This window comes from Streptomyces sp. NPDC029466 (genome assembly GCF_055574515.1).
On sequence record NZ_JBVHZH010000030.1, the window covers coordinates 68,934 to 80,799 of the forward strand.

Annotated in this window: 10 protein-coding genes and 1 other RNA gene; 2 read left to right on the forward strand and 9 right to left on the reverse strand. The window is 71.7% G+C overall.

Annotated elements, in window-relative coordinates:
• The first annotated feature begins 28 nt into the window (after window positions 1–28).
• Window positions 29–1,348, forward strand: coding sequence for an MFS transporter (locus tag ACZ4XD_RS22725; RefSeq protein ID WP_468044741.1), 1,320 nt, complete (start codon window positions 29–31; stop codon window positions 1,346–1,348).
• Window positions 1,349–1,442: 94 nt separating this feature from the next.
• On the opposite strand, the gene ssrA is transcribed toward ACZ4XD_RS22725, so the two are convergent.
• The 5 genes from ssrA to ftsE form a co-directional block, all read right to left on the reverse strand.
• Window positions 1,443–1,812, reverse strand: a transfer-messenger RNA (tmRNA) gene (gene ssrA / locus ACZ4XD_RS22730).
• A 125-nt stretch (window positions 1,813–1,937) separates the two neighbouring features.
• The gene (gene smpB / locus ACZ4XD_RS22735) at window positions 1,938–2,441 is read right to left on the reverse strand and encodes an SsrA-binding protein SmpB (RefSeq protein ID WP_468044743.1); all 504 of its coding nucleotides are present in this window, start codon (window positions 2,439–2,441) and stop codon (window positions 1,938–1,940) included.
• An 18-nt stretch (window positions 2,442–2,459) separates the two neighbouring features.
• A complete protein-coding gene (locus ACZ4XD_RS22740) occupies window positions 2,460–3,674 on the reverse strand; it encodes a S41 family peptidase (RefSeq protein ID WP_468044745.1) in 1,215 nt (404 codons plus the stop codon).
• A 67-nt stretch (window positions 3,675–3,741) separates the two neighbouring features.
• Complete coding sequence (ftsX, locus tag ACZ4XD_RS22745) at window positions 3,742–4,653, reverse strand: permease-like cell division protein FtsX (protein WP_042155279.1); 912 nt, start codon at window positions 4,651–4,653, stop codon at window positions 3,742–3,744.
• A gap of 9 nt (window positions 4,654–4,662) precedes the next feature.
• Entirely contained in the window at window positions 4,663–5,352 is a 690-nt protein-coding gene (gene ftsE / locus ACZ4XD_RS22750; protein ID WP_018091242.1) for a cell division ATP-binding protein FtsE, read from the reverse strand.
• A gap of 249 nt (window positions 5,353–5,601) precedes the next feature.
• Here ftsE and ACZ4XD_RS22755 point away from each other — a divergent pair, with 249 nt between their 5' ends.
• Window positions 5,602–5,796 (forward strand): hypothetical protein, encoded by a 195-nt coding sequence (locus ACZ4XD_RS22755; RefSeq protein ID WP_467114952.1) that lies wholly within the window; start codon window positions 5,602–5,604, stop codon window positions 5,794–5,796.
• 249 nt (window positions 5,797–6,045) lie between these two features.
• On the opposite strand, the gene ACZ4XD_RS22760 is transcribed toward ACZ4XD_RS22755, so the two are convergent.
• From ACZ4XD_RS22760 to ACZ4XD_RS22775, 4 genes are all read right to left on the reverse strand, one after another.
• The gene (locus ACZ4XD_RS22760; RefSeq protein WP_468044748.1) at window positions 6,046–6,867 is read right to left on the reverse strand and encodes a hypothetical protein; all 822 of its coding nucleotides are present in this window, start codon (window positions 6,865–6,867) and stop codon (window positions 6,046–6,048) included.
• A gap of 334 nt (window positions 6,868–7,201) precedes the next feature.
• Window positions 7,202–8,308, reverse strand: coding sequence for a peptide chain release factor 2 (prfB, locus tag ACZ4XD_RS22765; RefSeq protein ID WP_042155285.1), 1,107 nt, complete (start codon window positions 8,306–8,308; stop codon window positions 7,202–7,204).
• 156 nt (window positions 8,309–8,464) lie between these two features.
• Complete coding sequence (locus ACZ4XD_RS22770) at window positions 8,465–9,733, reverse strand: serine/threonine-protein kinase (protein ID WP_468044750.1); 1,269 nt, start codon at window positions 9,731–9,733, stop codon at window positions 8,465–8,467.
• A 239-nt stretch (window positions 9,734–9,972) separates the two neighbouring features.
• Window positions 9,973–11,637: a serine/threonine-protein kinase gene (locus tag ACZ4XD_RS22775; protein WP_468044752.1), complete on the reverse strand. Its 1,665-nt coding sequence runs from the start codon at window positions 11,635–11,637 to the stop codon at window positions 9,973–9,975.
• Between the last annotated feature and the right edge of the window lie 229 nt (window positions 11,638–11,866).

Sequence of the window (11,866 nt, forward strand, 5' to 3'; positions counted from 1 at the left end):
GAGGGCCGCGGCAGCGACCGTAGACGGCATGATCCTCTTCCTCGCCGCCCGGCCCGTGACCGCCCCTCCCGTTCGCCCCACCTCGCCCGTACGCCCGGCCCCGCGCCGCCGCTGCGCACGCTTCCGTCCGCTCACCCGGCTCCGCCCGTTCGCGCCCTATCGGCGGATCTTCGCCGTCCCCGGCACCCGCGCCTTCACGGCCGCCAACCTGCTGGCCCGGCTGCCCATGGGGATGCTCAGCATCAGCGCGGTCCTGATGATCGCCGGTGCGCGCGGCTCCTATGCGCTGGCCGGGGCGGTCACCGCGACCGGTCTGGCGGCCACGGCGCTGGCCGGCCCGTGGACGGCGCGGCTGATCGACCGCTACGGCCAGTCCCGTATCGCGGTCCCGGCCACCGCACTCGCCACCCTCGGCTCGCTCTCCCTCCTCCTCTGCGTCCACTACGGCGCGCCCGACTGGACCCTCTTCGCCTCGTACGCCGCCACCGCGACCACCCCCAACACCGGCGGCATGTCCCGCGCCCGCTGGGCACACCTCTTCCGCGACGACCCGGCCGCCCGGCACACCGCCAACTCCTTCGAACAGGCCGCGGACGAGCTGTGCTTCCTGCTCGGACCGGTGCTCGCCACGCTGCTGTGCACCACCCTGTTCCCGGAGGCGGGCACCGCGGTGGGCGCCGCGCTGCTGCTCACCGGGGTGCTGCTCTTCGCGGCCCAGCGCCGCACCGAACCCCCGGTCGCCGGCCGCGCCGCGACCGACGCCCCGGCCCGCTCCCCGCTGCGCCTGCCCGGCCTCCCGCCCCTCCTGCTCACCTTCCTCTGCACCGGCGCGATCTTCGGCTCCCTGGAGGTGGTCACCCTCGCCTACGCCGACGCCCACGGCATCCGCTCCGCCGGGGGCGCCCTGCTGGCCCTCCAGGCGGCGGGCTCCGGCGCGGCCGGGCTGCTCTACGGGCTGCTGCCGCCCGCGGCCCGGACCGGCCGCCGCTTCCTTCTCTGCGTCGGCGCGATGGCGGCCCTGATGCTGCTCCCGCTGCTCGCCGCGTCCACGGGGAGCCCGGCAGCACTGGCCGTCGCCCTCCTGGCCGCCGGTATGGCCACCGCGCCGACCATGGTCACCGGTATGGGCCTGGTCCAGTCGCGGACGCCACCGGGGCAGCTGAACGAGGGCATGACCCTCGCCGTGACCGCGCTGCTCGGCGGTATCGCGGCCGGCTCGGCGGGCGGCGGCTGGGCGGTCGAGCACCTGGCCGGTGCGGGCGCGGCCTACGGGGTGCCCGCGGCGGCGGCCGCCCTCGCGCTGACGGTCACCCTGCTCACGGCCCGCCGGCGCCCGGAGCGCCCGTGAAACGACTCAGGCCCCGCTGTCCTCACGGACAGACGGGGCCTGGGCCTACATGGGATGACGGGGTCCGGGGGGGCATACCCCCCGGCTCTCCGTGTGGTGGAGATGGCGGGAATCGAACCCGCGTCCAACGGTGCGGAATCAGGGCTTCTCCGAGTGCAGTTCGCTGCGATTTTCTCGGCCCCGGAGATCACGCGAACAAGTCTCCGACGGGCCCAGTCACTGTTTAATTTCCTTCTGCACCCCGTGACCGGGTCCAGAAGTTTAGTTCCCTAGCTGATGCCAGGATCCGGGTCGGGAACATCCCCGGGCTGACACTTCGCAAGTCGCTACTTAGGCAGCGAGGGCGAAGGAATCGCGCTTGGTGTTGGCGATTATTGGTTGCGACATATGGTTAACGAGATCATTGCCGCTTCCTCGACTCGCTTCCCCTGCTTCGACATCCGCTGTCGAAACCGATCATCCCCATGTTGATTTATCAAGGTGGTGCCTGCGCCCCTCGTGGGGTGCGGAGCCATCGTACGGGAACAACGCCCGCCGTTGCCAGCGTATTCCCGTAGAGCCCGGCCGGACCGGGCCCCATCGGGGCAGATCAGGCCCGCTGCCGCCGCCGGGCCGCGGAGATCGCCCGGTCGGTCTCACGGCGGTCCTGCTGCTCGCGGAGCGTCTGCCGCTTGTCGTACTCCTTCTTGCCCTTGGCCAGCGCGATCTCGACCTTGGCCCGGCCGTCCTTGAAATAGAGGGCGAGCGGCACGATCGTGTGGCCCGACTCCTGGCTCTTGGACTCCAGCTTGTCGATCTCGGCGCGGTGCATCAGCAGCTTCCGCTTGCGCCGCGCACTGTGATTCGTCCAGGTCCCCTGGGCGTATTCCGGAATATGTACGTTGTGCAGCCAGGCCTCATCGTTGTCGATCTGGACGAAACCGTCCACCAGCGACGCCCGGCCCTGCCGCAGCGACTTCACCTCGGTGCCGGTCAGCACCAGACCACACTCATAGGTGTCCAGAATGTGGTAGTCGTGCCGCGCCTTCTTGTGCTGCGCCACGAGCTTGCGCCCGGGGTCCTTGTCCTTGCCCTTGCCTTTGTCCTTAGCCATAGTGCGGCCATTTTCGCACTAAGACCCGCCCCCGAGGCCACCCAATACCGTGCGGGCCCGTTTCTCGGCTCCGCTGCCCACGACGAGGTCGGGCGTGAGGCCGGAGTCGTCGACGGTCCGGCCGGACGGGGTGCGGTAGTGGCCGACGGTGAGCTCGGCGACCGAGCCGTCCGGGAGCTCACTGGGCATCTGCACCGCGCCCTTGCCGAAGGTCGGGGAGCCGACCAGCACCGCCCGGCCACGGTCCTGGAGGGCGCCGGCCAGCAGCTCGGCGGCGCTCATCGTGCCCCCGTCGACGAGGACGACCAGCGGAAGGTGCGTATTCCCGCCGCGCTTGGCATACAGGGCACGCTGATCGCCGCGGACGTCGTAGGTCGCGACCAGACCACCGTCCAGGAAGGCGGAGGCGGTGGCGACGGCCTCGGTGACCAGGCCGCCGGTGTTGCCCCGCAGGTCGAGCAGCAGGCCGTCGTCCGGGGGTGCCTGGCGCACCGCGCGGCGGACCGCGGCACCGGTGCCCTTGGTGAACGCGGCGATCTTGACGCGGGTCGGGCCCCGGCCACCGGCCGGCCGGTCGACGACGACATTGCGGGTCCTGAGCCGGGTGCGGTGCAGCGTCTCGGTCCAGCGGTGGTCGCCGCGCTGGAGATCCAGGGTCACCGGGCTGCCGGCCACGGCGGGACCCCGGGCGTCCCCGGCGGCGGCGCCGCGCAGCCGGGCGACGACCTCGGTGACCGGGGCATGCCGGGTGGGATGGCCGTCAACGGCGCGCAGCCGGTCGCCCACCGCGATACCGGCCCGTGCGGCGGGACTGTCCGGCTGGACCCGGGACACCGCGATCCGGCCGCCGTCCGCCGGCCGCACCCAGAGCCCGACGCCGACATAGCCGCCGCCCAACTGCTCCTGGAAATCCTCGTACTCGCCCGGGGTGTAGATCGTCGACCAGCGGTCGCCGCTGCGGCTGACGACGTCCGCGGCGGCCTGCGCACCGGACTTGCCGTCCTCGACGGCTTCGGAAGCGGCCCGCTCGACGGCGGCGCGGTCCGCGAGGGCGGACGTGCGGGCGTGCGCTGGGGAGGGCATCCGGTCCGCGGTGCGCCCCGCGGCGCCCTCCGCCGCATCGCTCCACGTCCCCGTCACCACACCGGCGGCGAGCACGCTCGCGAGGAACAACGTCAGGGCCGCCCCGCGGCGAATGCGGCGGGGCCGGTCGTACGAACACGGGCCCGACATGCCGGTGAGTCTAGGGGACAAAAGGGCGCCGTACGGCAAGTTGCCGTACGGCGCCCCTTGGCAAAGCTCACACCTTGAGGTACTTGCGCAACGCGAAGAACGCGGCGAGCGCAGGCATCAGCAGCCCGATCAGAAGGACCAGCGGGAGGACCGTCACCACCGAGTCCCAGCCGATGAAGTTGATCACCTGGATCTTCTTCGCCAGCCAGTTGTTGACGAGGATGTACTTGCCGCCCACGATCAGCACACAGGCGAAGGCGGCGCCCAGCAGGCCCGCGATGGCCGCCTCCAGGATGAACGGCATCTGGATGTAGAAGCTGGACGCTCCCACCAGCCGCATGATCCCGGTCTCCCGCCGCCTGCTGAACGCCGACACCCGCACGGTGTTGACGATCAGCATCAGCGCAACGACCAGCATCAGCCCCATCACGACCAGCGCGGCGATATTCATGCCGTTGAGGAGGTTGAACAGCGGCTCAACGGTGTCCCGTTGGTCCTGCACCTCCATGACGCCGGGCCGCTCGGAGAACGCCGACTTGATGACCGTGAACTTCGTGGGGTCCTTGAGCTTGACGCGGTAGGACTCCGGAAGCTGGTCGGGCGTCACCAGACCGGCGACGGGGGTGTCCCCGAACTGCTCCTTGTAGTGCTTGTACGCCTGGTCGCTGGACTCGTACTTCACTTCCTGCACGATCGGCAGCCGGTCGAGCTCGGCCTTGATGTCGTTCTTCTGCTGCTGGGTGGCCGCACCCTTGGCGCAGTTGGCACCGCTGTCGGCGTCGTTCTTGTTGCAGAAGAAGATCGAGACGTTGACCTTGTCGTACCAGTAGCCCTTCATGGTGCTGACCTGGTCGCGCATCAGCAGCGAGGCACCGAACAGACCGAGCGAAAGGGCTACGGAGACGATGACGGCGAACGTCATCGTGAGGTTTCGGCGGAGACCGACGCCGATCTCCGACAGGACGAACTGGGCGCGCATGGCGTCCTTTCAGTGCTGGTAGCCGTACACGCCGCGCGACTGGTCGCGTACGAGCCGGCCCTTCTCGAGTTCCATGACCCGCTTGCGCATCTGGTCGACGATCTGCTGGTCGTGGGTGGCCATGACCACCGTCGTACCGGTCCGGTTGATCCGGTCCAGCAGCTTCATGATGCCGACCGAGGTCTGCGGGTCGAGATTGCCGGTGGGCTCGTCCGCGATGAGCAGCATCGGGCGGTTGACGAACGCCCGCGCGATGGCGACGCGCTGCTGCTCACCACCGGAGAGCTCACCCGGCATACGGTCCTCTTTGCCGCCGAGGCCGACGAGTTCGAGGACCTCGGGAACCGTCTTGCGGATCTGGCCGCGCGGCTTGCCGATGACCTCCAGGGCGAAGGCGACGTTCTCCCCCACGGTCTTGTTGGGGAGCAGCCGGAAGTCCTGGAAGACCGTCCCCACCTGGCGCCGCATCTGCGGAACCTTCCAGTTGGAGAGCTTGCCGAGGTCCTTGCCCAGAACGTGCACGTGGCCATGGCTGGCCCGCTCCTCCCGCAGCAGCAGCCGCAGGAAGGTGGACTTGCCGGAGCCCGAGGAGCCCACCAGGAAGACGAACTCGCCGCGCTCGATCTCGAGCGAGACGTCCCTGAGTGCAGGGCGGTTCTGCTTCGGGTAGGTCTTGGAGACGTTGTCGAATCGGATCACTGATGCACCACGGTCGACCTGGATAGGGGTACGGGATGCCGAGTTGCGGCTCCCGTCGGTGTGCGTGACCATACGCGAACCTCGCAGGGCGGTGCAGTCCCGTGGGGGGTTGGTCCGTTTATTCACGGCACCTACGGGACAAAAGGCGCACATTTTCGCGGGGCGCGCCGTTCCGGCGGCGAGCTGGCATGGTGGAGGAGGGAACCAATGCGCCTTCCGGCGCGTTGGTGCAGTGGAGAAGGAGGTCGCATGACGTACGACCGACTGGTGTGCGCCCATTGCGCGGCCCCTGTGAGCGAGGGCCGCTGCCCCGTGTGCCGGGCCAGCAGGGAACGGCTTCAGCAGCAAGCGGGCGGTCTGTTCGCCCAGCTCAGCCCCGCGATGCTGGTGGCGCTGATGATCCTGCTCATCGCGGTGGGCCTACTGCTCCACCAGGCCGTCTGAGACCGGTCACAGGCTTGCTCGGCGGACGCGGGAGCGCGGACGCCGAGGGGGGGGGGGGGGGGGGGGGGGGGGGGGGGGGAGGAGGGAGGGGGGGGGGGGGGGGGGGGGGGGGGGGGGGGGGGGGGGGGGGGGGGGCTCCCCCCCCCCCCCCCCCCCCCCCCCCCCCCCCCCCCCCCCCCCCCCCCCCCCCCCCTTCCCCCCGGGCCCCCCCCCCCCCCCCCCCCCCCTCCAGCTGTGACGTGCGGGCGATCAGGCCGCCGCGGCGCCGCCGCCGTTCTTGTTGATCAGGCGGGGCAGCATACGGAAGCCCACACCGCCCGCGATCATCGTGGCCGCACCGATGAGCAGGACGGTGGTGCCGGAGGAACCGGTCTCCGCCAGCTCGCCGCCCTTGGCCTGCTGCTTGGCCTGGCCGGGGGTGTCAGCGATCTGCTCCTTGCCCTGGCCGGGCTGCTCGATCGGCTTGGAACCCTCGTTGTCCGGGCCGGTGCCGTCGGTGTCACCGATGGAGGCGCCACCGTCGCTGGTACCGCCGGAGTGGCCGGTGCCGCCGGTGTTCTGGTTACCGCCGGTGGTCTCGTTGCCACCCGTGGTCTCGTTACCGCCGGTGGTCTCGTTACCACCCGTGGTCTCGTTACCACCCGTGGTCTCATTGCCGCCGGTGGTCTCGTTACCACCCGTGGTCTCGTTACCGCCGGTGGTCTCGTTACCGCCGGTGGTCTCGTTGCCACCCGTGGTCTCGTTACCGCCGACATCCTCGCCACCGATGCCGCCGGTGTCCTCACCGCCGATACCGCCGGTGTCCTCACCGCCGATCTCGCCGCCGGTGCTGTCGTCGCCGCCGACCTGACCGGTGGTCTCGCCACCGTCGGTGCTGCCGGTGGACTCGCCACCGCCGTCGCCGCCGCCGATGACCCCACCGATGATGCCGCCGATGATGCCGCCGCTCTCGCCCGGGGTGTCACCCGGGCTGGCCGCGGAAGCCGCGCCGGCGGCGGTGAGCGACGCACCGGCCGCGATCACCGCACCGGCCGCAATGCGCGCTACGCGCAGCCGCGTCTTCTTCGTCATGTACTGCTACCCCCAGTAGCTGAACTCGTCATTGGAGCACCGCTGTACGGGGCGACGAGCCGATGCCGGGGTACGCGAGTTTCAGCTCCGCGCCGCGGGGCGATCCGCCCCCATCCCCGTTACTGCACGCGCCCCAGACATACGCATGCCGCGCTCAGCCTTCCCAGTTCCTTGACTATCGTCAAGGTCGATTAAAGGCCGGATGTCCGAATTACCAAGTGTTGGGCGGTACCTGGACATACGACTGTGACCAAACCCCCACAGCAAAAACAACTACCTCCCCGGGGGAGGCAGTTGTTTCACCTTCAGAAGGCCCTGCAGGCAGGCGTCCCGGCTACTTCTCCTGCTGCTTGCGCCAGCGGATTCCGGCCTCCAGGAAGCCGTCGATGTCGCCGTCCAGCACACCGGTCGGGTTGCCGACCTCGAACTCGGTCCGCAGGTCCTTGACCATCTGGTACGGGTGCAGGACGTACGAACGCATCTGGTTGCCCCAGGAATTGCCGCCGTCGCCCTTGAGCGCGTCCATCTTGGCCTGCTCCTCCTGGCGGCGGCGCTCAAGGAGCTTGGCCTGGAGGACGTTCATCGCGGTCGCCTTGTTCTGGATCTGCGAGCGCTCGTTCTGACAGGAGACGACGATGCCGGTGGGGATGTGCGTCAGCCGGACCGCGGAGTCGGTGGTGTTGACGCCCTGGCCGCCGGGGCCGGACGAACGGTAGACGTCCACCCGCAGCTCGGACTCGTCGATGTCGATGTGGTCGGTCTGCTCGACCACGGGCAGCACCTCGACACCGGCGAACGACGTCTGGCGGCGGCCCTGGTTGTCGAACGGCGAGATACGCACCAGGCGGTGCGTGCCCTGCTCGACGGAGAGCGTGCCGTAGGCGTACGGCACCTGCACGGCGAAGGTGGTCGACTTGATGCCGGCCTCTTCCGCGTACGAGGTCTCGTAGAGCTCGGTCTTGTAGCCGTGCCGCTCGGCCCAGCGCAGATACATCCGCTGGAGCTTCTCGGCGAAGTCGGCGGCGTCGACGCCGCCGGCCTCGGCGCGGATGTTGACGACCGCCTCACGGGAGTCGTACTCGCCGGACAGGAGGGTGCGGACCTCCAGCTCGTCGACCGCCTTGCGGACGGCGGTCAGCTCGTCCTCGGCCTCGGCCCGGGCGTCCTCGTCGCCCTCGGCCTCGGCGAGCTCGAAGAGCACCTCGAGGTCGTCGACCCGGCCGCGCAGGTCCTCGGCCTTGCGCAGCTGGCCCTGGAGGTAGGACAGCCGGCTGGTGATCTTCTGTGCGTTCTCCGGGTCGTCCCACAGGGACGGCGCCGCGGCCTGCTCCTCGAGCACGGCGACATCGGCCCTCATCTTGTCGAGGTCCAGGACGGCCTCGATCGACCCCATGGTCGAGGAGAGGGACTTCAGCTCTTCGGATACATCGACGACTGCCACGCACCCAGCCTAACGGCTGCCACCGTCAGCGTGACCCGGCCCCGGCAGGCCGGTCCCGCCCGGAGCCGCCGCCACCGGGCCCGCGAGGGCCCGGACGCCGGTCACCGCGCCGGTCACCGCCGGGCCCGGGCGCGGCCGCCGCGGGCCCGTGGGGCGTCACGGAGTGTCGGGTTCCGACTGGTGGACGCCCGGTGTGGCGTCGTCCGGCTCGTCGTCGCCCGAGGCCAGCCAGCCGCCCAGACCGGCCGCCACCAGCGTCGCCGCCGCGGCCGCGGCCAGCCTGAGCCGGCGGCGGCGCACCGCCTCCGGCGCCGCACGGTGCCGGGCCGAGCCCGCCCGGCGCTCACCGGCGGCGCGCGGGGCCCGGGCGGTGCCGTGCGCGCCGCCCGCCAGCTCGTCCGGGCCCGGGACCCGCATGCTGGTGTGCGTCTCCCGGTTGGAGTCGGGGACCGCGCCCTGCACCAACGGGACCGCGCCGCGCGGCGGGGTGGCCTCGGCCGGTGCCGCCGACGGGTAGTACGCCTCCTCGCGGGCGCCGGCGGCCTCCTGCTCGCTCTCCGCCTCGTCGTCGTCCGGCTCGTCGATGTCCAGCGGCGGCAGGCCCGCCAGGCCGGGCAGCAGCTCACGCAGCCGGGCGGCGAGCTCCGGGGCGCGCAGCCGGGAAGCCGGCGCCTTGGCCAGGCACTGGAGCAGCAGCTGCCACAGCTCGTCGGGGATACCGGGCAGCGGCGCCACGCTCTCGGTCACATGGCGGCGCAGCACCGCGCCGGGGTGGCCGCCCCCGAAGGGCGTGAATCCGGCGAGCAGCTCGTACAGGACGGTCGCCAGCGCGTAGACGTCCACGGAGGCGCGCGGCGGCAGGCCCTCGATGATCTCCGGGGCGAGGTAGTCGGGGGTGCCGATGACCTTGGTCGCTTTGGTCCGGCGCGGGGAGTCGACGAGCCGGGCGATACCGAAGTCGGTGAGCAGCGCGGGGTGCGCGCCACCGGGGCCGAGCGGGCCCTGCATGTTCAGCAGGACGTTCTCGGGCTTGACGTCGCGGTGCACGATCCGGGCCGCGTGCGCGGCGGCCAGCCCGTCGGCCACATCGGCGGCGATGGCGACGGCGGCCTCCGGGGCCAGCCGGCGTTCGCGCTCCAGACGGGTCCGCAGATCGGTGCCCCGTACGAGCTCCATGACCAGCGCCAGGTCATTGCCGTCGACGACGAGATCGCGGACACCGACGACATGGGGGTGGTCCAGACCCAGCAGCGCCGCCCGCTCCTGTACGAAGCGGCCGACGAGCTCCTGGTCGGACGCGAGCTCCTCACGCAACAGCTTGATGGCCACGGCCCCTTCGGGACCCTCGCCCAGCCATACCGTGCCGGCACTGCCGCGTCCCAGGATCTGGTGGGCGGTGTACCGGCTGCCGATCTTCCGTGCCAAGACTGCTCCGACGTGTCGGGCCCCCGAGCGTCCTGCGGGGGCTGAGGTTGGCGTCAAAGCTACGCGGGTGCCAGGGGGTTCAATGCCCCGGACGGTGGCAACCTTCACTTCTGTGAGCGAAATTCTCCGCCGGAAGTCGACAAATCCACTGGGTGGGTCTTACGGCGCGTCCGCGGACCGGCACCGCCCACGACAGCGCGCCGCCCGCGGGCTCCGGGGAGCGCGCGGGCGGCGGACGGTCAGCGGCCGATTTTCTCGACGAACTGCCGCACTTCGCCGAAGAAGTACCCAACCTGGGAGAAGAAGCCCCTCGTCGTGCCGATCCACTCCTGGAGCGGGGTCAGCTCCCAGATGAGCCAGGCCGCCACGAACAGGAGTATCAGCGTGAACAGACAGCCCTTCAGACAGCCCAGGCCCGGGATCTTCATCGGGTTGGCGCTGCGCTGACGCGGCTCGCGCCGGGGCCTGGGCTCCGGCGCGGGCGGCCGCTGCGGCTCATAGCGCTGCGGCGGCGGCTCCTGGCGCCGCTGGGGCGCCTGCGGCTGCTGCTGCCGTTGCGGCTGCTGCTGGGCGTACGGCACCGGAGCGGGCTGCTGCCGGTACTGCTGCGGGCGCTGCGGCGGCTGCTGCGGGGCGGCCTGCCGCTGCGGACGGCGGCGCAGCGGGTCCTCGCTGGGGTCCAGGTACTGCACCTGGGTCTGCTCGTTGCGGTCGCGGGCGGCGCGCAGCTGGGACTCCCACGGGTGGGGCCCGTCCGGCTCCTGCGGTCCGCCGGCCGGCGCACCCATGGGCATCGGCGGCATCGCCCGTGTCGGATCGCCCTGCGCACCGGGGCCGCCCGGACCGCCCGGGCCGCCGGTGGACGGCAGCACGCTGGTCGCCGCGGCCGGGTCGTACGAACCGGCGCCGGACGGAAGCACCTGGGTGGGGTCGGCGTCGCCGCCGCCGGCCTGGCCGTCGGCGCCCGTCCCGGGGACCGTGGCGGGCGCGGGGTCGGGGGCGAGCAGCGCGGCCACGCCGAGCGCGGCCTCGGCCTCGGCCGGCCGGGCGTGCACCCCGATGCCGGCCGCGACCGTGCGCAGCGCCCGGGCGAGGTTCTCGGCGCTGGGCCGCTCCTCGGGCCGCTTGCGCAGACAGCGCTCGATGACCGTCCACAACGGCTCGGGCAGGGTGCCGGGGCGCTGCGGCTCCTCGCTGAGGTGCCGGTGCAGCACCTCCAGGGCGGTCGACCCGGCGAACGGGGGACGGCCGGTGACCAGCTCGTACAGCAGGATGCCGGCGCCGTAGATGTCCACGGCGGAGGTCTGCGGGCGGCCCTCGGCGGACTCCGGCGCCACATAGGCGGGCGTGCCGACGAACTCATGGGTGCGGGTCAGGCCCGGGGAGTCGGCGAGACGGGCGATGCCGAAGTCGGTCAGCATCGGGTGCATCTCGCTGCTGCCGTCCGAACCGGCCAGCAGGACGTTGGCGGGCTTGAGGTCACGGTGCACCACACCGTCGGCGTGGCTGGCGGCCAGCGCGTCGGCGATCTGGGCGGTCAGCAGCGCGGCGGCCACCGGGCTGAAAGGCCCGTTGTCCCGCAGATAGCGGTGCAGGTCGGGGCCGTCGACCAGGTCCATGACCAGGGCGAGCAGATCGCCCTCGACGACCAGGTCGCGGGTACGGACGATGTTCGGGTGGGTGAGCCGCAGCAGGACGGAGCGCTCCCGCAGGAAGCGCATCACCACGTCCGCGTCGTGCGCCAGTTCCTCCTTGAGGACCTTGATCGCGACGGTCTCACCGGGCTCCCCGGCCACGGCGGCCTCGGCGCCCGCCGTCTCCCGCTGGCGGGCACGCCAGACGGTGCCCGTGGCGCCGCGTCCCAGCGGCTCCTCGAGCAGGTACTTGCTGCCTACCGGCCGCACGTCATGCGCTCCCTGGTCGTGGTGAATCCCTTGCCCGGCCCGCTGGGTCAGCTGATCATCTCCGCGCGGCCCGTCCGACCCACTGTAGTGCCGTCGCACAATCTTTTCGGTCCGGCGGCCCAGTGCGGGCTTGTGGGAAAGACGCGGGTTCGGGACGGATGGTTGCCTGCTGCCCCCGGGAGGGCCGTCTGCCGCCCCCGGACGGTGCGGACGGTGCCCGCGCGCGGTC